Genomic DNA, 21,805 nt, shown 5'->3' on the forward strand with positions numbered 1-21,805 from the left:
GTCTTGCTTCAAAATATTGTTACGCTATAGACGTGAACAGTAAATTTGAAATTGAACCTGGATTAAAACATATTGAAGAATTAGAAAAATTTAAAAAACACATCACTTCGAATGATTTTTAAGGCACGAAAAAATTGTACAGAGAAGCATTAAACAAGTTCTCAATACAATTTCGATAAAAATCGAAATTACTCGAACTGACGAATAAAGATTTAAGCATGAATTAATTGAATAGTTTTCAGTTGCTTACTGTTGAAAACAGAAAAACAAAAAAGATTTAATTGAAAACAATGTAAAACAAATATGAAAGTCCCAATTTCCGACAGCGTCGGAATCAACGATTTTCAGAAATAATGAGTGAAGGAATGGAACTGCAAAGCGAGGCTTGAAGCATGGAATTCCGAAAGCTAATGGTGCTTTTGCAATTTCCCAATAAATCGTTTTGAATTTTTGATTCGTTTTGTTTCAAGACAAAATGAATGAAGAAAAAAAGAAAATATAATGAGATCCTGAAACAAGTTCAGGATGACAAAGGATTATGAAAAAAACATACAACATCAACAAAAAAGGTTACTACGGAGAATTTGGTGGAGCATATATCCCAGAAATGCTCTATCCGAATGTTGAAGAATTGAGACAGAATTATCTAAAAATAATGGCAGAACCTTCGTTTCAAGAAGAGTTTCATGCTTTATTAAAAGATTATGTTGGTCGACCTTCTCCACTCTATTTTGCAAAACGCCTTTCCGAAAAATACAATACTAAAATTTATCTAAAGCGTGAAGACCTCAACCATACTGGTGCACACAAGGTTAATAATACTATAGGTCAGATTTTAATGGCGCAACGTTTAGGTAAAACACGAATTATCGCAGAAACAGGTGCTGGGCAACATGGAGTGGCAACCGCAACCGTTTGTGCTTTAATGGGAATTGAGTGTATCGTATATATGGGTGAAATAGATATTGCGCGTCAAGCACCAAACGTTGCACGTATGAAAATGTTAGGTGCTAAAGTTGTACCAGCATTATCTGGTAGTCGTACGCTTAAAGATGCAACCAACGAAGCTATTCGCGATTGGATTAACAATCCTATTGACACACATTACATCATTGGTAGTGTTGTTGGACCTCATCCTTATCCAGATATGGTAGCTCGTTTTCAAGCCGTGGTTTCAGAAGAAATACAATGGCAATTAAAAGACAAAGAAGGCACAGACAAACCAGATTATGTTGTGGCTTGTGTTGGTGGTGGTAGTAATGCTGCAGGTGCTTTTTACCATTATTTAGAAGATACAGATGTAAAGCTTATAGCTATTGAAGCTGCAGGAAAAGGGATCCATTCTGGTGAAAGTGCTGCAACTTCCGTCTTAGGAAAAGAAGGGATTATTCATGGTAGTAAAACGCTATTGATGCAAACCAAAGATGGACAAATTACAGAACCCTATTCTATTTCAGCAGGTTTAGATTATCCTGGCGTAGGACCTATGCATGCGCATTTGTATAAAACTGGTCGTGCAGAATTTATATCTATCACAGATGACGAAGCAATGATTGCTGGTTTAGAATTAAGTCAATTAGAAGGCATTATTCCTGCTATAGAGACATCACATTCATTGGCTATTTTTGAGCAGAAAAAATTTAAACAAAATGATATTGTGGTTGTAAATTTATCAGGACGAGGAGATAAAGATTTACAGAATTATATTGATTATTTTAAGTTATAAAATTATGGCGTTACCACAAGGGTCAGGCTTTCAAGGCTCGCTATCACAGATGAGCTCAAACAAACCTTTCAATCCTTAACGCAAATAGATAATATCACCTTTAAAAAAAACTAAATATAGCCAAAATGAAAGTCCTGATTTTCGACATCGTCGACATCGTCGAAATCATCAAAATTCAGAAATAATGAACGAAAGAACGAAGATGTGAGGCGAAGCCTCAAGCACGAAGTTCTGAAAGTGAGTGATGCTTTAGCAAATGCAAAGCATTCACGAATTCCTTATTAAACAATATATATTTAATGAGTAATTCCTAATTTTGATCGTGATTTTTTGGTTCGTTTTGTATCAAGACAAAATGAACAGAACTAAAAAAACATTATGAATCGCATTCAAACAAAACTACAAGAAGATAAAAAGCTTTTATCGATATACTTCACAGCAGGCTATCCAAATATTAATGATACTGTTTCTGTAATTCAAAACCTTGAAAAAAGTGGCGTAGATATGATAGAAATTGGGTTACCTTTTAGTGATCCTTTAGCGGATGGCCCAACCATACAAGCAAGCTCAACACAAGCACTTAAAAACGGCATGACTAGCGAACTCTTGTTTGAGCAATTAAAAGATATTCGCAAATCAGTTTCTATCCCTTTGATTATTATGGGTTATTTTAATCCTATGCTTCAATATGGTGTTGAAGCCTTTTGTGAAAAGTGTCAAGAGGTTGGTATTGATGGTCTTATTATACCAGATTTGCCAGTGGATGTCTACCATTCAGATTATAAAGCAATTTTTGAGAAATACGACTTAATCAATGTGTTCCTAATCACACCTCAAACTTCTGATGAACGCATTCGTTATATCGATTCTGTTTCAGATGGATTTATTTATATGGTGAGTTCAACAAGTACAACAGGAGCCAAAGTTGGATTTGGAGATATACAAACTGAATATTTTGAACGCATTGCAAATATGAACCTTAACAATCCTCAAATTGTAGGCTTCGGAATTTCTAATAACGAGACGTTTACGCAAGCGACCAAACATGCAAAAGGAGCGATTATAGGAAGTGCTTTTGTGAAGCATGTTACCAATAATGGTGTTAAAACAATTAACACTTTTGTAAAAACTATTTTATAGTATGAAACGAGCATGCTAAAAGCATTATCACCCAAAGGAATAATTAATAGCGAACAGCATGTGTTCTTAAAAAAACAATAAATATAAATACATGAAACTATTAAACGATTGGCGCATCATCATCCTTCTGTGTTTAACTTTAGGATTTGCACCGTTTTTTCCAGAACCGCATATCATTGGTAAACTAAAATGGTTAGTTGGTGGCGCAAATGGTATGACAGCAAAAGATTATTTTGATGTACTATTGCATGGATTTCCTTTTGTGCTTTTGCTGCGATTAATGTATTTAAAAATTAAAAAATGAGATTCTGAGGTAAATTCTGAATGACAAATATTATGGCTTTAAACATTGTACTTATAGAACCCGAAATCCCAAACAACACTGGCAATATTGGCCGCTTGGCCTTGGCTACAGGTTCTCGGTTACATTTAGTAAAACCCTTTGGTTTTATAATTGATGATAAACGTCTAAAACGTGCAGGCTTAGATTACTGGCAACATTTAGAAGTGATTTATTATGATAACATAGACGACTTCTTTTCTAAAAACAGCAATGCTAAAATGGTATTCTTATCAAGCCATGGAAAACAACACCATTGGGATATTAATTATATAGAAAATATGTTCTTGATATTTGGCAAAGAGTCTGTAGGCTTGCCAAAATCATTAATTGAAAAACACCCAGATTACCTTTTTAAAATCCCTCTTTATAGTAAAGAAATTAGAAGTCTTAATTTAGCCAATGCCGTGAGTATTATTGTATATGAAGGTTTACGGCAACTAGAGTTATAGATAGATACTTCTTATCTTTTAGCATGAGATTTCACATAAGTACAACTTACCAAAAAAACGGATTAAAAATAAAGAAATATTCTAAAACAATTAAATGAATAAAAACAAATTGATAACAAATAATAAAAACCTTTTAGAATTTCTATAGAATTTTTTATTATTATTAAATGACTTACAAATGTTACAATTACTATTGCTTTTTTAAATTGATATATTTGAAAGTAATATACCCTCGTTTAGAGGAGAAACTTTTTAAATCAATACATCATGAAAAAATCATTCTTGTTTTTACTATTATTTCTTACATTCTCTATTTGCAACTCTCAAAGTAAAGTTATTGAAAGTCTAAGTATGCAGAGTACTATTCTTAGTACATCAATAAAATATTCTGTGTATTTACCAACAGGATTTGAAGATTCTAATGAAAATTATCCCGTAGTTTATCTCCTAAATGGATTTACAGGTGACGAAACTAATTGGTCAAGAATTGGTAGATTAAGGGATATTGCCGATGAGCTTATAAGAGGTAATAAAATTGAGCCAATGGTGATTATTATGCCAGATGGTGACGATCGATTATATATGAATACAGATGATGGCACCTATCCTTACGAAGACATGTTTATGACTGAATTTATTCCATTTGTTGAGAAGAAATATAGAATAAAAAGTGAAAAACAATATCGAGGTATTAGCGGACTCTCAATGGGAGGTGCAGGAAGCTTAAGATTAGCCATAAAGTACCATGAGGTATTTGGGTCTTGTGCTGCATTTAGCTCGGGAATTACAACTGATGAAGAAGTCATCAACGTGAATCAAAAAAATTATGATAATTATTTTGGCCGCATATCACCATCTGCAATTGGAGTTAAAGGCGATGCCAGAAATACAGAAGCCATTAAAGAATATAATGTATTTCAACTTGTAGAAACAAAAGACGCTGAGCTATTAAAAACAGTTGATATTTATTTCGATTGTGGTGATGATGATTTTTTAGCTATAGGAAATTCCATGCTGCATATTGAATTAACTAAAAAAGAAATTAAGCATGAATATAGAGTGAGAGACGGAGCACATACTTGGAATTTTTGGATAAATTCGCTACCAGACGGTTTAGAATTTATTAGTGAATCCATGCACAATTAAAGAGCTCCTCTAATTATATTGTATCTATTTAAGAGAATTTAAAGCCGCTCTAGAATCCTTAAAAATGAAAAAAGTGACAAAAACTAAAGAAAAACCTCTATAAAAATCTAGAAGTTTCTCTTTAGTTATGGACTCATCGCTTCTTCCGCAACATCTCTAAGTACAAATTCTCAACCTTAGTCCTTGCCCAAGGTGTACGTCTTAAAAATTTTAAACTAGATTTTACTGAAGGATCTTGTGTAAAACAGCGGATATTTATCTGATAACCCATATATTCCCAACCGTAATGCGCTTCAAGCTCAGTGATAATCTGCTCTAGTTTTACTCCGTGTAATGGGTTTTTGGGCTGTGTTGGCATTTTCCTTTTTTCTGTCAGGTCTCTACTACGCTCGAGATGATAGTTATAAATCTTTTACTAACTCTTTAATTTTCACTGCTTTTTCAAAATGATTAAACTCATTGGTCCGTATCCACCAAGTTGCAGCTTCCATTAATAATTCTGGATTGTCATTTTTGTTTTTAAAAAACGCATAAAATGAGAGACCAACATTAGTTCCTTTTTCAGCAATCTTCTTATCGCTGACTTCGATAATTTTATCTTTTAACGCACTAGTCATTTCCTAATTTCTATTATCGTTACGCCTTCTGCTACGATTTCGGTTAGAATTTTTTGAATTTCCAGAATTTCTTTGACCAGAATTTCTATTATTATTACGACCTTGACTTCTACCTTGCCCTTGTTTAATAGGTTCTCTCGAAGCATTAGGATCGGGTTCAAAACCTTCAACGATCTCAACATCAATTTTCATATCGATTAACTTCTCAATATCTCGCAAATAGCTAGTTTCATCTGCACTTACTAAAGAAATGGCTTCACCACTTGCTCCTGCTCTGCCTGTTCTACCAATACGGTGTACGTAATCTTCAGAAATATTAGGCAATTCAAAATTAATAACATGTGGTAATAATGGAATATCCAATCCTCGTGCTGCAATATCTGTAGCTACTAAAACGCGTACAGAACCATTTTTAAATCCGGCTAGAGCCTTTGTTCTAGCTCCTTGACTTTTATTTCCATGTATCGCAGCTGCAGAAATACCAGCGCTTATCATCTTTTTGCAAAGTTTGTTAGCTCCGTGTTTAGTTCTATTAAATACTAAAACTTGTTTCCAATTACCATCAGAAATCAGTTTAATAATTAAGTCTGTTTTTTTACCTTTCGCTACACGATAGACTTTCTGTTCTATAATTTCAACAGCTGTATTTTCTGGAGTGGCTTCTACCTGTACTGGATTATTCAATATAGAATACGCCAATTTCTTAATATCTTTAGAAAAGGTTGCTGAGAACATTAAGTTTTGTCGCTTAGATGGCATCAGTTTCATAATACGTTCTATATCGCGTAAAAAACCCATATCCAACATTCGGTCTGCTTCGTCTAAAACAAGCATTTCAACTCGTTTTAAAGACAATGCTCCTTGATTTTCTAAATCTAATAATCGTCCTGGAGTTGCTACCAAAATATCAATCCCTTGTCTAATCTTAGCTACTTGTGGCTTCTGGTTAACTCCACCAAAAACAACGGTACTTCTTAGATTTAAGAATTCGCTATACTCTTTAACATTGGCGTAAACCTGTGCAGCTAACTCACGTGTAGGCGTTAATATCAGCGCTCTTATAGGTCTGTATTTATCTTTTGGATTTTCAGATAATAAGTGTAATAATGGTAACGTAAAACCTGCTGTTTTCCCGGTGCCAGTTTGTGCTGACGCCAAAACGTCTTTTCCCTCTAATACAGGAGGAATAGCTTTGAGTTGAATAGGTGAAGGTGTATCGTATCCTTTTTTTTGGATCGCTCTTAAAATAGGCTCAGACAAGCCCAATGATTTAAATGACATATATAAAGTTTATGAAGCAAACTCTATATTTTTAGGTCACTCCTTTAATTTGGCGCGAAGTTACAGTTATTTTATTCGATACCTCGTATATACATGACTTTCTAAAAATTTTCAACTAACTTCGTTTAACGTCTTATGTAAGTCATTAAAACGGACATATATCGTTAAGTTATTCCCAATCAAAATGCTCACCCTTGTGAATTATGAAATTAAAAAACTCAGCATCATAAAAGATAAATCTAGTGTAAAAAATCGAGAAATGGATTTTTAATAAAAACGATGAATATTTAAGAAATATTCATCGTTTTTTTGTGTAGTGTGTTTAATTCATACTTAGTTCACTATATCGCTAACACTGCCGCTTGGCCATATTGGAAATGGATAGCATTGTGCCCTGGATCTTTCTTATACATATAGAGTTCTTCAGGGCTTTTCTCAAACAACATGATAATGTCTGATCCACCAAATTGAAACTTGCCGAATTCCTGACCTTTAACAACTTCCTTGCCTTCTAGACCAGGAGTCATCAATACACCCGATACTTGACACATCCCTATTGGAAGTATGCCCACTTTACCTAATTCAACAGTATCCATAATCACTAAACCTCTCGATTGCTTAAACTCATAACCATTAGGCGCTCCATCTGGTGCATCAAATTGCTTCTCAGTAATGTTAACATTCAAGAATACATTACCAGATATCGCTCTACTTTCTAAAACTAATCCAGAAACAGGAGTATGGAAACGATGATAATCAAACGGCCCTAAAAAGTAATGTACAAAAGTTCCCCCCTTAAAAGCATCAGCATATTGGCTACCATCTAAAAGTTCACTGATAGTACCAATAGTATGGGTGTGTTTTAAAGTGACTGTAGTTTTTTCTCCAATTTCATTTGTAACATTCCCATTTTCATCAATCGGATAATTCGCTTTAAAAGTACAATCAGCTGGAGCAACTATTGTTTTATTGTTAGTAGGATCGGTAATTGGACGTAGGGGAGTTATTCCTGTCCCTTTTGCTGCTCCGTTAAATTCACGATAAAATAACTCATTGAAAGTCTTCCAATTTGCTTCATTATCAGAATACAGATCCCAATTGTACATTGAATTAGCTTTAAACGATGCTCTTGACGCTGATGTTAATGATGCTGTGGTGCTACAGAATTCGCCCCAACTATCTGAAAACTCAACCAACCATGCCGCAAAATCGGGGAAACCTTGCATAGTAATTGTTGCACATGGTTCCTTTTGATCTACCAACCAAAAAAAATGACATAGTAAATCATAAACCTTTCGGTTAACTCCGTTTACTTGTGGACTACTTTTCCAAGCGTTAGGATATTGGGCAGAAATTTCTTCATTAGGAATCAATTTTACATATAGATCCAAATAATCGTAATACTTTTCAATCGTAGTAGGCCATGCATTACCTTTAAACACTTCATTTAGCCCATTATAAAGCTGAGCATCAAGTGTTTTTTTTGCCGTGCCTGAGGCTAAGGTTATAGAGGAAGCTAGAGCCCTTTTCAATTCTAAATTGTTGTCTAGAAGTATTTGCAATCTCTGTACAACTGGACTTAGTGTACTGGTAGTTGAATTTGTATTTGCCATTATTAATAGTTTTAATTGTTTCCTACTCTATCTATTTAAATAGGCTTTTCGAATTCCGCCTTGTAATCAGAATCGATAATAGCTACTCAATCGTAATAATTTGCTTTTTGATTACGTTACAAATGTATCATGAAAACGGGATCTATTTTAGAGTATAAATACCTAATTTTCACACCTTCACATCATTGGAAAATTCAAAATTGGGGAATTAATGAATTGAATACTAAAAAAATGTCATAGCCGTTGATATTTGTACACGAAAGCATGAGTTTGGGGTAAAAATAAGCGCGTAACACGGTATATAAAAAATAACAAGAAATTGTATAATGAAAAGTTTGTGTTTACTACTTTACTTTGTTTTAATACTGAAAGAATAGTTGTTTTATTCTGCTACTTTTCATATACTAACACCGTTTAAACCTCTCAAAAAAACTCAGAATACTGCATAACCCGAAAATCAAACGTATTAAATTTTGGGTTTTTAGCTTTCAGTTGTTTGTATAATGGCAATCTACTTATTGAAATGTTTGCGGCTCCTGAGCCTGAGGTTAGTGATATGGTTTTTATTTTACGTTGAGATTGGGCAGATTCCCGCGCTTCGCTCGGAATGACGAATTGATGAATTCGTGGCACTTCGTTATTAACCAATTCTAGTTTTAGGCTGTATGCTTTTAAATGTTTTCTAAAGAAATATTCTGGTCCGTTTTTACTATTACCTCCTGTAAACAAAATGGTTTCTATACTTGGGTATTGATTTAAATAACTAATAACATCTCTCAATTTAATGTTTTGCATTCCTAAATCGGAAGCATCAATTTTTTCGCGCTCTGCACTTTCTACAATATCACAAACACCTATTTGGTTCTCAGTTAAAAACCGCATACGCTCCTCAATGGCTTTTTGGGAATTATCGTAACGCAAATTGAGATTATGAATTTTATCTATAAACAACCATAATGAATTGTAATAACTTCCATAGCAGAAATCAACATCTTTTTCTAGTAAATCACCAGTTGAGAATCTTGGAGGTGGCAATGTACCTACGATTAATTTTTTGGTATCCTTTTGAATAAATGGTTTGTATGGATGTTTATGAAAAAACATTACAACGATTTAAGCAACTTTTCAACCTCAACAATGGTCGCCCTATAGATTTTTCTATTAGGCTTTGCCATATGCTGAGACTCAGAATATATTTCATTTAATAAATCTTTACCTTCTTCACTTCTATTATTTTCTAAATAAATTTTAGCTAGTTCTAAACGTTCTTTATAATTAGAATAGGGTCTGTCAATTTGTTTTAATTGCTCTTCTGCTTGCTTTACCTTACCTAATTCTTTTAATGCTAAACCATAACAGAATTGCTCTTTAGATCCTTTAAACTCAGACTTATCTTTAATAGCCTCGGCATGGTCTATAACACCTACATAATCTTTGAGCTGAAAGTAACACAACACAAGTTGTTGGTGTGCATACAAATCATTCTGATCTACATCATCTAGTGTCTTTTTATAATTAACTATAGCATTAGGCATATCATTATTATTAACATAAGCATCAGCCAATTCAATTCTATTGGTATAAGTATCTGAGAATTCAATCTTTTTTTCAAGATCAGTTATCTTCTTTGCAGGATTGATAATAGAAGTGATTTCACTTTGAATTTTATCGGCATCATTCTTATTATAGACTTGAGTAATAATATAGATAAGAGAGCCTATAACAGGAATAAAAAATATAAGGAAATACCAATAATAAGGCCTGTGGTTTTTATAAGCGTGATAAATACAAAACGCTTGTAGGGCAACAATTAAATAATATTGCATAGATTGATGTTAGTCTTTTAAATATACTATTTATCTTGTAAAAATCAACTCATTTTCAGAGGATAATGATTCACTAAAACCGTAATTATCGTAATTAAAACCTTTTATGTCTTCGATAGTTTTAGCATCTGTATCTATAATGTAACGCGTCATTAATCCTCTAGCCAGTTTCGCGAAAATTGCAATGATTTTATACTGTCCGTTTTTAAATTCTTTAAATGCAATATTAACCACAGGTACTTTTAATGCTTTAGTATCAATAGCTTTAAAATACTCGTTACTTGCTAGGTTTAAAAATAACTCATCATCTTCTAACTCATCGTTTAATGTTTTAGTTATTTTCTTTTGCCAAAATTGATATAGATTTTTGTTTCTACCAACTTGCATTTTAGTTCCCATTTCCAATCGATAAGGCTGTACTAAATCTAAAGGTTTTAATACACCATATAATCCCGAAATAATCCGTACTGTATCTTCTACCTTGTCTAATTTTTTAGTAACAATAGTATAGGCATCTAAGCCTCTATACACATCTCCACTAAAGGCATAAATGGCTTGTCTGGCATTGTCTTTTGTAAATGGTAATTCCCAATTTTGATTTCTCTCGTAATTTAGTTGTCCTAGATTATCTGAAATGTGCATTAACTTAGATAAGCTCCTAGCCGATTTCTTTTTTAGTAATTTATTTAAACGTTCAGCTTCTGATAAAAAGAACCCTTCTGTGGTCTTATTAGTTGGCAGTTTTGATTCAAAATCTAAAGACTTTGCTGGTGATAATACGAGTTTCATGATACATGCCCACGAAAGTGGGTATCTCTTAAAGGTTAAACAATTTTTCTTTCTTATTTGTAAAAATACAATGTAAATAAGACAGTTTGAAATGTTAACGAGAAGAATTAATAATAGCGATATAACGAATGTCTATTTTAATTTAAGATGTTCTAAAAAAATGATTAGTATAAGCGATTCTAATAGTCCTAGAATTACGATCATGAGATTCCTGCTTGCGCAGCAGGAATTTAGTCGTTAGCGTGCTTAGAATAATGCCTCCACTTATCAATACATTGTTGTATGTCTTCTGGAACTTCAGATTCAAACTTCATAAATTCTTCTGTTGTTGGATGCTCAAATCCTAAAGTTTTAGCGTGTAAGGCTTGCCTTGGTAAAATTTTAAAACAGTTATCTACAAACTGCTTGTACTTTGTAAATGTGGTTCCTTTTAAGATGCGCTCTCCTCCATAACGCTCATCATTAAATAATGTATGGCCAATGTGCTTCATGTGCACACGTATTTGATGTGTACGTCCTGTTTCGAGCTTACAACTAACTAAAGTTACATAACCTAATCGTTCTATTACTTTGTAATGAGTTACTGCAGGTTTTCCTTTATCTATATCATCTCCTTCATAGACTGTGTTTTGCAATCTATTCTTGGGATGACGACCTATATGACCTTCAATTGTACCTTCCTCTTCTTCAATATTTCCCCAAACTAGGGCGACATATTTGCGCTCACTCGTTTTTTTAGCAAACTGATTAGACAAATGTGCCATAGCTTGTTCCGTCTTAGCAACAACTAGTAATCCGCTTGTATCTTTATCTATGCGATGCACCAAACCTGGTCTATTGCTTGAATTATTTGGTAAGTTCTCAAAATGAAAAATTAACGCATTAATTAAAGTCCCAGAATAATTGCCATGGCCAGGATGCACAACCATACCTGCTGGTTTATTCACAACCAATAAATCATCATCTTCGTAAACTACATCAATAGGAATATCTTCTGCAATTAAAAGATTTTCGTGTGGAGGATGCTCAAACTTTACAGTAATGTAATCGTTTGGCTTTACCTTATAATTTGATTTTACTGGCACATCATTCACAAAAATACTTCCATCTTTTGCAGCAGCCTGGATTTTATTACGCGTTGCGTTTTCTATAAAATTCATCAAATATTTATCTATTCGAAGTGGTTGTTGACCTTTTACAACTCTAAAAGCATGATGTTCATAAAGTTCGTCTTCTTGTTCTGTAATATCAATAATATTTGTCATGGTTTAATTGCGCTTACCATTACCCAAGACCAAATCTATAGTAGAGGTCAATGGTAAAGGTGTTCCTGGTTTAATTGTTTTGCCTTTATGTTTCAGTCCAAGAACAACATCTTTTCCTATGTTATCTATGTAAGTGATATTGCCTACTTTAAATTCTAAAGCTTGTAATTGTGGTTTTGCTTGTCTAAACGTACGTTTAAGAATATTTGGCACTTCAACTTTTCGGTAACCAGAAGGATTTAAGATTAAGTAAATTTTTCTATTTTCCTTAACCTGAGATCCTGCAGTTGGACTTTGCTCGATAACGGAATATTTAGGATACTTAGGATTGTAATTCGCTGAATCTTGAATTTCCATTGCCAAATCATTATCGTTTAATTCTATTTTAACGGTCTCTATAGATTTACCTTTTAAGTTTGGCACTACCACAAATTCACCATGATTGGTGGTTATAGTTAACCATTTTAATATTATAAAACACAATACTAAAAGCGCCACAATTGCCAATCCCAATTGTTTTAAAAACACTTTACTGGTAAGAAACTTAACAAAACTCATAGGCAAAATAATTGAATACAAAACTAAGAAATTATATAACGTAATAAAATTTATATACGTATTGACATAGGATTTAGTTGGCCAAACTAAACTTAACTTTTTCTATTTCCTAAAAAACAAAAAAATCAAGATAAGTTCGTTGAAAATAAATGATACTTTTACATTACACTTTTTAATTTAGAGAATGAAAAAAAATATTGCAATAATAATGGGAGGTTATTCTAATGAATATAAAATTTCCTTAAAAAGTGGCAATGTAGTTTATGACACTTTAGATAATGAAAAATATAACATCTATCGCGTTCATGTTTTTAAGGATAAATGGGTTTATGTTGATGAAGCCGAAAAAGAATATTCCGTTGATAAAAATGACTTTTCAATAACATTAAATTCTAACAAGATTACTTTTGATTGTGTTTTTAACGCCATACATGGCTCGCCAGGAGAAGATGGGTTTATGCAAGCTTATTTTAAATTATTAAACATAAAGCAGACAAGTTGCAATATGTACCAAGCTGCTTTAACCTTTAACAAGCGAGATTTGCTAGCCACACTAAAACCTTTTGGTATTAAAACAGCAGAAAGCTATTATCTAAACATTGGTGACGCGATTAATGAAGATGCTATTGTTGCTAAAGTAGGATTGCCGTGTTTTGTAAAAGCTAATAAAGCAGGTAGTAGTTTTGGTATTTCTAAAGTGTATAAAAAAGAAGACATAAAAGCTGCTATAGACAGCTCATTTATGGAGGATAATGAAATAATTATTGAGCAATTTTTAGATGGTGTTGAGGTCTCAGTTGGCGTCATTTCTTATAAAGGTAAAACAACCGTTTTACCAATTACAGAAATTGTATCTGAAAATGATTTCTTTGATTACCAAGCTAAATACGAAGGGAAGTCTCAAGAAATTACTCCTGCTCGAATCTCTGATGATTACAAACAAAAAACAGAAACTTTAGCAAAAAAAATATATGATACCTTAGGGTTGACAGGGTTTTCTCGGAGTGAATTTATATTTAAAAATGATGAACCTCATTTACTAGAAGTTAACACAGTACCTGGCTTAACTAGAGAAAGTATTTTACCTCAGCAAGCAGCCGAAGCAGGTATTAGCTTGCAAGATTTGTTTGGTAATGCTATTGAAGAAGCGTTGAAGGGTTTCTGATTTTTAATTTGCGTTTTTAGAAGGATAACTAAATTCTTTAATCCTTATCTTTGTTATTGAAACAAATAAAAAAATTCTTGCCTTCGCAGGAAGTAACCATGAAAAGAGCACTATTCCCAGGATCCTTTGACCCGATTACTTTAGGTCACTACGATATTATAAAACGTGGTATTAAACTTTTTGATGAAGTTGTTGTTGCTATTGGCATTAACGCTGAGAAAAACTATATGTTTTCTTTAGAAGAACGAAAAGCTTTTATTGAAAAGTCATTTGAAAACGAGCCGAAAGTAAAAGTAGTTACTTACAAAGGTCTTACTATTGATTTTTGCAGAGAAATTGACGCACAGTTTATTTTAAGAGGTTTAAGAAATCCTGCAGATTTTGAATTTGAAAAAGCCATCGCACATACTAACAGAAGGTTATCTAAGATTGAAACTGTTTTCTTGTTAACTGCTGCAGATACTTCATACATTTCTTCATCTATTGTAAGAGATGTTATTAGAAATAATGGAGACTATACCGTTTTAGTACCAAAGACTGTTGTAGTTAAATAATATTATTCTCTTTGATTTTCGCACAGCTTCTAGCTTATTATGTACTTCTAGATTACGGTACATATGTTCAATATGCTTTATTATAGTCTCTTTTTAAAGAATGATTTATTTAGAAATAAAAAAAGCATCAGGTATTTCTGTGCTTGAAAACAGAAGATATAACTGATGCCTTTTTAACAAATTGATTAATAGCTTAACTAATATATAATTAATTACGAGTAGGTTACATTATATTCGACAAATAGACAATTTAAAAAGATTAAGCGTAATTTATTGATAATTAAGCTTTATCACAAGTATTTATACTGTTGTATTCTCTTTTACTTTCATTTTGAATATTAATAATTAATTTAAAAGGAAATATGAGGAAATTTTGTTCGTAAGTCATCAATATCAGATTGAAGTTTTAAAAGAAATTCTTTGTGCGCTTCTGAAGATGGATTGAAAGGACGATGCCCTTTTTTTGACTGAATAGAAGCGACAATTTCTGATATTCTTAGAGCATCGTCAGACAACCAAACAGTTTTAAATTTTTCCCAAATGTAATCTATTGCGACTTGGTTAGGATGAATCATGTCAGCATTATAGAAACGATAATCTCTTAATTCATCCATCATAATTTCATAGGAAGGAAAATAATGCAATTGATTTCTTGGCTCTACTACTTGATGAATCGCAGCAATTAAGTGCGATTTACTCTGCATATTCTCAACAAAACCATCTTTAATATGCCTTACGGGTGATACTGTAAATAAGAATGTGCCCTTTGAATTAACACTTTTTACTAAGCTAATAATAGCTTCTAATGATTCTGCAATTTGATCTACAGAAAGCAATTCTTTTAAAAACTGCTTTTGCGGTAATTTATGGCAATTAGCAACGATAGTATCCGTTACGATATGTCTATAAACCCAACTTGTCCCTAAGGTAATTATAATATGAGATGCTTCTTTTAATTGCTTGTTTGTTTCATCGATTTCCGCATTCAAAGCTTTTAACAAGGCCTCTTTTGAAGCAGAATTCAATTTAGAATGCGCATCTAAACAACACCATTGCTCATTATGGAAGTTTATATCTTCTTCAGAATAGTAATCTTTATTAATTGCTCTAGTGACTAGATTTTCAATAGCCAAAGGATGGAATAGAATCCCAAATGGATTTATATACGATTGAAATTTATGATACTCAAACTTGTTTCCTATGTTATCAGCAAAGCAAGAACCTAACAAGAGTGCTTTAGAGTTGTAATCTATTTGATTATGAGGCTCTTTTTTGAGTGGTATTTTAGTTTGTAAATTCACTTAACTATTCAATGTAACCTTTTCCGGCTTTTAATGCATCCTCAATACCAGCAGGATTCTTACCTCCAGCAGTCGCAAAGAAAGGTTGCCCTCCTCCGCCTCCTTGGATATGTTTACCAAGTTCTCTTACAACTGTACCAGCATTTAAATCTTTGCTAGTCACTAATTCTTTAGATACATAACAAGACAAAATCGCTTTGCCACTATTTTCAGCACCAAATAATAAGAAGAGATTATCAAACTGACTTCCTAATTCAAAACAAACATCTTTAATACCAGATGCATCTAAGTCGAGTTTCTTTGCCAAAAACTGAACACCATTAATTTCGGTTAACTCATTTCTAAGCTCTCCTTTAATGTTCTTTGCTTTATCTTTTAATAAGCCCTCTATTTGTTTCTTTAAGTCTGTGTTTTCAGATTGTAAATTTTGTAATGCTTTTACAGGTTCTTTGGCGTTGTTTAGTAAATCTCTCATTTCGAAAAAAGAACGATTGTTTTCAAAATAAAAATCTTTTACAGCATCGCTTGTAATAGCCTCAATACGTCTAATTCCTGCGGCTACTGCTCCTTCAGAAGTAATTTTAAAATGCCAAATATCACCTGTATTATTTACATGTGTTCCTCCGCAAAGCTCAATTGATTGACCAAAACGAATCGCACGAACCGAATCGCCATATTTTTCGCCAAATAATGCCATTGCACCTTCATCCATAGCCTGCTGCATTGGTATATTTCGTTGTTCTTCTAATGGCAATTTACCTTCAATACGCGCATTCACGAAATTTTCAATATCACGTAATTGCTCAACAGTAACTTTAGAAAAATGTGAAAAATCAAAACGTAAATGTTTTGAATGTACAGCAGAGCCTTTTTGTTCTACATGATCGCCTAAAACTTCTCGTAAAGCTTGATGTAAAAGATGTGTTGCTGTATGATTACATTCTGTTCTGTAACGTTGCTTGGAATCAACAACTGCTTTTAAAACTTCATCTCTATGTTTTGGTAAATTCTTTGTAAAATGTATAATAAGGTTATTCTCTTTTTTGGTGTCTAATATATAAACGACATCACCATGCTCATCTTCTAAATAGCCTTTATCACCAACTTGTCCACCTCCTTCAGGATAAAATGGTGTGATATTGAAAACAAGCTGATACATTTCACCATCTTTTTTAGAAACCACTTTACGGTAACGTGTAATTTTAACATGAGCTTCAAGTGTATCGTATCCAATAAATTCTTCAACTTCATCATGATGCAATATTGTCCAATCATCCGATTTTAATTCTGATGCTTCTCGACCACGATCTTGCTGTTCTTTAAGTGCAATTTTAAATTCTTCGGTATTATAAGTGAATCCTTTTTCGCGAAGAATAAGATCTGTCAAATCTTCTGGAAAACCATAAGTATCTTTAAGCTCAAATACTTTAGCACCTGAAATTTCTTTTGTTTTCGAAGTCTTTACAATTTTATCTAATAGCACCAAACCTTGATCTAACGTTCTTAAGAATGAAGTCTCTTCTTCTTTAATTACATTTTCAATTAATTGTTTTTGGACCTTTAACTCAGGAAAAGCATAACCCATTTTTTTAGTTAAGGTATCTACTAAACGGTATATAAAGGGCTCTTTTTTATCTAAAAATGTAAAGCCATAACGTACAGCACGACGCAAAATTCTACGAATAACATAACCAGCTCCATTGTTGCTAGGTAATTGTCCGTCTGCAATTGAAAAAGCTACTGCACGTACATGATCAGAAATTACTCTAATAGCAATATCAACCTTTTCATCTTTCCCATAGTCTTTATGAGTTATAGTTTCTATCTCACGAATTATTGGTGTAAAAACATCGGTATCGTAATTAGACTGTACTCCTTGTAACACCATACATAGACGCTCAAAACCCATACCTGTATCTATGTGCTTATTTGGTAAGTTTTCAAGAGAGCCATTTGCCTTACGATTGTACTGCATAAAGACTAAATTCCAGATTTCCACGACATGAGGATGATCCATATTAATTAGAGACCTTCCATCTACTTTCGCTTTTTCTTCAGCAGAACGAATATCTACATGAATCTCACTACATGGTCCACAAGGACCTTGGTCTCCCATTTCCCAGAAGTTATCCTTTTTGTTTCCCATAAGAATACGATCTTCTGGAATTAATTCTTTCCAAAGGTCATATGCTTCTTTGTCCATTTCTAAATTATCGGCATCATCACAACCTTCAAAAACAGTAACATATAAGCTGTCCTTATCTATTTGATAAACTTCAGTAAGCAATTCCCAAGCCCAAGCAATTGCTTCTTTTTTAAAGTAATCACCAAAACTCCAGTTACCTAGCATTTCGAAAAGTGTATGGTGATAGGTATCATGTCCAACTTCTTCTAAATCATTTTGTTTCCCTGAAACACGCAAACATTTTTGCGAATCTGAAATTCTATTTTTCTTAGGCTCCACATTACCTAAAAAATATTCTTTAAATGGTGCCATACCAGAATTGACAAACATTAAGGTTGGGTCATCTTTTAAAACCATAGGTGCAGATGGCACAATGAGGTGTTTCTTTCCTTCAAAAAAATTTAAAAATTTAGTGCGGATTTCTTGAGACTTCATATACTATATACTAGCTTGTTTCTATTTAATTGCCACAATTGCAAAACAATTTTTATATTTTCTCTGAAATTTTTATTTACTTTTATTGTCAGAGAGAACCTCCTGCAAATATATTCCATTAGTTTTTTAAATTTGTAATGGAAATATTTTTGTAGGTTTGATGGTTTTGCAAGTACATTAAGACACCTTGTGTGTCTCTTAGCTGCAAAAATAGCATAAATTCAAACATGGGTAAGGTAAAATATTATTATGATTCTGAAACGCTTTCTTACCGCAAAATAAAGCGAAAAAAAGCCACAACATTTAAGTATGCTTTAGGGTTCTTAATTGGTGCTGCGCTGTTTGGGTTTCTGTCTTTCTTTATTGCAAGCCAATATATTGAATCTCCGAAGGAACGCCAAATGGCTAGAGAGTTACAAAACATGGAATTGCAATATGAATTACTAAACAAGCGTATGGATGACGCTATAGCTGCATTAGAAAATGTTGAAGAACGAGATAATGCAATTTACAGACTTTATTTTGAATCCAATCCTATACCAGATGAACAACGACGTGCTGGATTTGGAGGTATCAATCGCTACAAAAAATATGAAGGTTTTGATAATTCGCAATTAATTGGAGAAAGCAATAAGCGGTTAGATATTTTAGAAAAAGCCATTGTAGTACAATCTAAATCACTAGATGAAATAGCCAAATTAGCAGAAGATAAAGAAAAATTTCTTGAAGCCATACCTGCAATACAGCCTGTAAGCAATGTTAATCTTACACGTATGGCTTCTGGCTATGGTTACAGAACAGACCCGTTTACCAAAGTTAGAAAATTTCATTTTGGCATGGATTTTACTGCACCTCGTGGCACTCCTATTTACGCCTCTGGCGATGGAGTTGTTAAACGTGCTGACAATAGTTCAACTGGCTACGGAAAACATATTCGAATAGACCATGGTTATGGTTATTTGTCCCTTTACGCTCATTTGTACAAGTACAATGTAAGAGTAAACCAACGCGTAAAGCGAGGTGACTTAATTGGTTTTGTAGGTAGTACAGGTCGTTCTGAAGCACCACATTTACACTATGAAATTTTTAAAGATGGTGATCGCATCAACCCAATTAACTTTTATTATGGAAACTTGTCTGCAGAAGAATTTAACGTAATGCTTAGAAAAGCTTCATTAGAAAATCAATCACTAGATTAAGATGCATATAGACTTACCCGAAAAACGTTATTATGGTATTGGAGAAGTTGCCAAAGCCTTCAAAGTAAATGCATCTTTAATTCGCTTTTGGGAAAAGGAATTTGACGTAATAAAACCTAAAAAAAATGCCAAGGGCAATCGTAAGTTTACACCAGAGGATATTAAAAATTTAAAATTTATTTATCATTTGGTTAAAGAACGTGGCTTTACCCTTGAAGGTGCTAAAACACATTTAAAAGAAGAACGAAAGCAAGCTTTAGAAAAGTTTGAAATCATAGAAAAACTAGAGAGTATAAAAGCACAACTAAATAAAATAAAAACTCAACTTTAAAACTTATATATTATGAAAAAATGGCTAATTCCCTTAATTGTAATTGCAATAGTGGCTTTTGGCATCTATAAATGGGCTGTAGGAATAAATAATACATCTGTTGAACTAGAAGCTAATGCAAAAACAGCTTGGTCTAATGTAGAAAGTACATACCAAAGACGAAACGACTTATATAGTACAGTTATTAAAACGGTTCAAGGGTCTGCTGACTTTGAAAGAAAAACATTAAACGAAGTTATAGAAGCAAGATCTAAGGCTACATCTGTAAACATAGATGTTAACGATTTAACACCAGAAAAAATGGCTGCTTTCCAGGAAGCTCAGAGTAAGTTAAGTGGTTCATTCAGTAGGCTTATAGCATCTTTTGAGCGCTATCCAGAACTTAAAACCACAGATCAATTTAGGGAGTTTATTGCTCAGCAAGAAGGTACAGAAAACAGAATCAATATAGCAAGAGATCGTTATAATGAAGCAGTAAACAACTATGATATTTATACTACAAAATTTCCAAATAAGATTTTAGCTGGAATGTTCGGTTTTAAAGAAATGGTACGATATAAGGCAGATCAAGGAAGTGAAAATGTACCAGATGTTAATTTTGAATTTAACTAAAATTTATCATGTCAAATCTTGAAGATTTTCTCACTTCAAAAGAAGAAGAGGAAATCGTTGAAGCTATTCGTATTGCTGAGTATGATACCTCAGGTGAGATTCGTGTGCATATTGAGCATAATTGCGATACAGATGTTTACGAGCGAGCGCTTGATGTATTCCATATACTAAAAATGGACAACACCAAAGCACAAAACGGAGTGCTTATATATGTAGCTGTGGATAATAAGTCCTTTGTTATTTTTGGAGATCAAGGCATTAATAATATTGTCGGTGCTGACTTTTGGAATTCTACTCGCGACAAGATTAACTCTCAATTTAAGTCTGGCTATTTTAAGCAAGGTATCATTGATGGTATTATAGAAGCAGGGAAAGTACTTTCTAAGCATTTTCCTAGGAATCATTGTGATAACGACGAATTAGATAATACAATCTCAAAAGGCTAATGCAACAATTAAAACACATAGCATTTAGATTAATTCTAATTTTATTTTTAGGAAGTCCACTTATTGGTTTAGCTCAATATGATATTCCTCCAAAACCAGAGTTTCAAACTAGTGTTTATGATGACGATATTAAATTATTATCAGTATCAGAAAAAAATAGTTTAGAGCAAAAGCTTATACGTTATTCTGATACAACTTCAACTCAAATTGTCATTGCAATTATTAGTTCAACCAAAGGTGAATACATTAATTACTTAGGCGCACAATGGGCAGAAGAATGGGGAATTGGACAAGCCGATAAAGACAACGGTATTTTTGTACTTCTTGCTAAAGATGATCGAAAAATAAACATTAGTACAGGGAAAGGGACTGAGCATCTCCTCACAGATGCCATGAGCAAACGCATTATAAATAATGATATTATTCCTTATTTTAAAAGTAATGATTATTATGGTGGACTTAATCGTGCGACAGATGCAATTTTTGAGGTAATGACTGGAGAGTATCAAGGCACCAGACAAAATAACACTAGTGAATTTCCTTTTGAGGTCTTAATTTTCATATTTATAATTTTCATCATTATTATTGCCATTTCTAAAAATAGAAGAGGTGGTGGTAATGGAGGAAACAAATCTAAGAGTCGCAGTCTCTTAGAAGCTATTATTCTTAGTAATATGGGTCGCGGAAGTTATTCTAGAGGTTCATCTTCTGGTGGATTTGGTGGTGGTTTTGGAGGTAGCTCATCTTCAGGAAGTGGTGGTTTTGGAGGTGGCTTCGGAGGCGGAAGTTTTGGAGGTGGTGGAGCTTCTGGAGGTTGGTAGTTT

At 33.1% G+C, this 21,805-nt stretch carries 23 protein-coding genes and 1 pseudogene; 13 read left to right on the plus strand and 11 right to left on the minus strand.

Annotation, left to right across the window (positions count from 1 at the left end):
• The 6 genes and pseudogenes from AAC053_RS09230 to AAC053_RS09255 form a co-directional block, all read left to right on the plus strand.
• A pseudogene (locus tag AAC053_RS09230) lies at positions 1–122 on the plus strand (phosphoribosylanthranilate isomerase); the annotation flags it as partial.
• A gap of 416 nt (positions 123–538) precedes the next feature.
• Entirely contained in the window at positions 539–1,726 is a 1,188-nt protein-coding gene (trpB, locus tag AAC053_RS09235; protein ID WP_339755571.1) for a tryptophan synthase subunit beta, read from the plus strand.
• Between the two features lie 378 nt (positions 1,727–2,104).
• A complete protein-coding gene (gene trpA, locus AAC053_RS09240; protein ID WP_339755572.1) occupies positions 2,105–2,866 on the plus strand; it encodes a tryptophan synthase subunit alpha in 762 nt (253 codons plus the stop codon).
• A 91-nt stretch (positions 2,867–2,957) separates the two neighbouring features.
• Positions 2,958–3,170 carry a hypothetical protein gene (locus AAC053_RS09245; RefSeq protein WP_339755574.1) on the plus strand — a complete coding sequence of 71 codons (213 nt, stop codon included), beginning with the start codon at positions 2,958–2,960 and terminating at the stop codon, positions 3,168–3,170.
• Between the two features lie 32 nt (positions 3,171–3,202).
• Positions 3,203–3,658, plus strand: coding sequence for a tRNA (cytidine(34)-2'-O)-methyltransferase (locus AAC053_RS09250; protein WP_339755576.1), 456 nt, complete (start codon positions 3,203–3,205; stop codon positions 3,656–3,658).
• Between the two features lie 267 nt (positions 3,659–3,925).
• The gene (locus AAC053_RS09255) at positions 3,926–4,804 is read left to right on the plus strand and encodes an alpha/beta hydrolase family protein (protein ID WP_339755578.1); all 879 of its coding nucleotides are present in this window, start codon (positions 3,926–3,928) and stop codon (positions 4,802–4,804) included.
• A 133-nt stretch (positions 4,805–4,937) separates the two neighbouring features.
• On the opposite strand, the gene AAC053_RS09260 is transcribed toward AAC053_RS09255, so the two are convergent.
• The 9 genes from AAC053_RS09260 to AAC053_RS09300 all read right to left on the minus strand — a co-directional run bounded on the left by AAC053_RS09260 (position 4,938) and on the right by AAC053_RS09300 (position 12,753).
• Positions 4,938–5,162, minus strand: coding sequence for a VF530 family protein (locus AAC053_RS09260; protein WP_339755580.1), 225 nt, complete (start codon positions 5,160–5,162; stop codon positions 4,938–4,940).
• Positions 5,163–5,205: 43 nt separating this feature from the next.
• Positions 5,206–5,421, minus strand: a complete 216-nt coding sequence (locus AAC053_RS09265) for a DUF6500 family protein (RefSeq protein WP_339755582.1) — start codon at positions 5,419–5,421, stop codon at positions 5,206–5,208.
• Positions 5,422–5,424: 3 nt separating this feature from the next.
• On the minus strand, positions 5,425–6,702 hold the full coding sequence (locus AAC053_RS09270) for a DEAD/DEAH box helicase (protein ID WP_339755584.1): 1,278 nt from the start codon (positions 6,700–6,702) through the stop codon (positions 5,425–5,427).
• A 341-nt stretch (positions 6,703–7,043) separates the two neighbouring features.
• Positions 7,044–8,315 (minus strand): phosphatidylserine decarboxylase, encoded by a 1,272-nt coding sequence (locus AAC053_RS09275; RefSeq protein ID WP_339755586.1) that lies wholly within the window; start codon positions 8,313–8,315, stop codon positions 7,044–7,046.
• 423 nt (positions 8,316–8,738) lie between these two features.
• A complete protein-coding gene (locus AAC053_RS09280; RefSeq protein WP_339755588.1) occupies positions 8,739–9,419 on the minus strand; it encodes a uracil-DNA glycosylase family protein in 681 nt (226 codons plus the stop codon).
• A complete protein-coding gene (locus AAC053_RS09285; protein WP_339755590.1) occupies positions 9,419–10,141 on the minus strand; it encodes a hypothetical protein in 723 nt (240 codons plus the stop codon). Before AAC053_RS09285 ends, AAC053_RS09280 begins: the two co-directional genes overlap by 1 nt.
• A gap of 30 nt (positions 10,142–10,171) precedes the next feature.
• Positions 10,172–10,930, minus strand: a complete 759-nt coding sequence (gene yaaA, locus AAC053_RS09290; RefSeq protein ID WP_339755592.1) for a peroxide stress protein YaaA — start codon at positions 10,928–10,930, stop codon at positions 10,172–10,174.
• Positions 10,931–11,160: 230 nt separating this feature from the next.
• Positions 11,161–12,195, minus strand: a complete 1,035-nt coding sequence (locus AAC053_RS09295; protein WP_339755594.1) for an RluA family pseudouridine synthase — start codon at positions 12,193–12,195, stop codon at positions 11,161–11,163.
• Between the two features lie 3 nt (positions 12,196–12,198).
• Positions 12,199–12,753: a PASTA domain-containing protein gene (locus AAC053_RS09300; protein ID WP_339755596.1), complete on the minus strand. Its 555-nt coding sequence runs from the start codon at positions 12,751–12,753 to the stop codon at positions 12,199–12,201.
• 184 nt (positions 12,754–12,937) lie between these two features.
• On the opposite strand from AAC053_RS09300, the gene AAC053_RS09305 reads away from it, so the two are divergent.
• Positions 12,938–13,918: a D-alanine--D-alanine ligase gene (locus tag AAC053_RS09305; RefSeq protein ID WP_339755598.1), complete on the plus strand. Its 981-nt coding sequence runs from the start codon at positions 12,938–12,940 to the stop codon at positions 13,916–13,918.
• 98 nt (positions 13,919–14,016) lie between these two features.
• Positions 14,017–14,472: a pantetheine-phosphate adenylyltransferase gene (gene coaD, locus AAC053_RS09310; RefSeq protein ID WP_339755600.1), complete on the plus strand. Its 456-nt coding sequence runs from the start codon at positions 14,017–14,019 to the stop codon at positions 14,470–14,472.
• Positions 14,473–14,822: 350 nt separating this feature from the next.
• Here the strand turns inward: coaD and AAC053_RS09315 are convergent, their stop codons facing one another.
• Both AAC053_RS09315 and alaS read right to left on the minus strand, forming a co-directional pair.
• A complete protein-coding gene (locus AAC053_RS09315; RefSeq protein ID WP_339755602.1) occupies positions 14,823–15,773 on the minus strand; it encodes a GSCFA domain-containing protein in 951 nt (316 codons plus the stop codon).
• A 4-nt stretch (positions 15,774–15,777) separates the two neighbouring features.
• Complete coding sequence (gene alaS, locus AAC053_RS09320) at positions 15,778–18,393, minus strand: alanine--tRNA ligase (protein WP_339755604.1); 2,616 nt, start codon at positions 18,391–18,393, stop codon at positions 15,778–15,780.
• Positions 18,394–18,620: 227 nt separating this feature from the next.
• Here alaS and AAC053_RS09325 point away from each other — a divergent pair, with 227 nt between their 5' ends.
• Genes AAC053_RS09325 through AAC053_RS09345 form a run of 5 tightly spaced genes read left to right on the plus strand, consistent with a single transcriptional unit; the run spans position 18,621 to position 21,802 of the window.
• Complete coding sequence (locus AAC053_RS09325) at positions 18,621–19,592, plus strand: M23 family metallopeptidase (RefSeq protein WP_339755606.1); 972 nt, start codon at positions 18,621–18,623, stop codon at positions 19,590–19,592.
• A gap of 1 nt (position 19,593) precedes the next feature.
• Entirely contained in the window at positions 19,594–19,923 is a 330-nt protein-coding gene (locus AAC053_RS09330) for a MerR family transcriptional regulator (protein WP_339755608.1), read from the plus strand.
• A 12-nt stretch (positions 19,924–19,935) separates the two neighbouring features.
• Complete coding sequence (locus AAC053_RS09335) at positions 19,936–20,535, plus strand: LemA family protein (RefSeq protein ID WP_339755610.1); 600 nt, start codon at positions 19,936–19,938, stop codon at positions 20,533–20,535.
• An 8-nt stretch (positions 20,536–20,543) separates the two neighbouring features.
• On the plus strand, positions 20,544–20,981 hold the full coding sequence (locus tag AAC053_RS09340) for a TPM domain-containing protein (protein WP_339755612.1): 438 nt from the start codon (positions 20,544–20,546) through the stop codon (positions 20,979–20,981).
• The gene (locus AAC053_RS09345; protein ID WP_339755614.1) at positions 20,981–21,802 is read left to right on the plus strand and encodes a TPM domain-containing protein; all 822 of its coding nucleotides are present in this window, start codon (positions 20,981–20,983) and stop codon (positions 21,800–21,802) included. Before AAC053_RS09340 ends, AAC053_RS09345 begins: the two co-directional genes overlap by 1 nt.
• Positions 21,803–21,805 lie beyond the last annotated feature (3 nt).

Source organism: uncultured Winogradskyella sp., assembly GCF_963975125.1.
In the GTDB taxonomy this organism is placed as follows: domain Bacteria; phylum Bacteroidota; class Bacteroidia; order Flavobacteriales; family Flavobacteriaceae; genus Winogradskyella.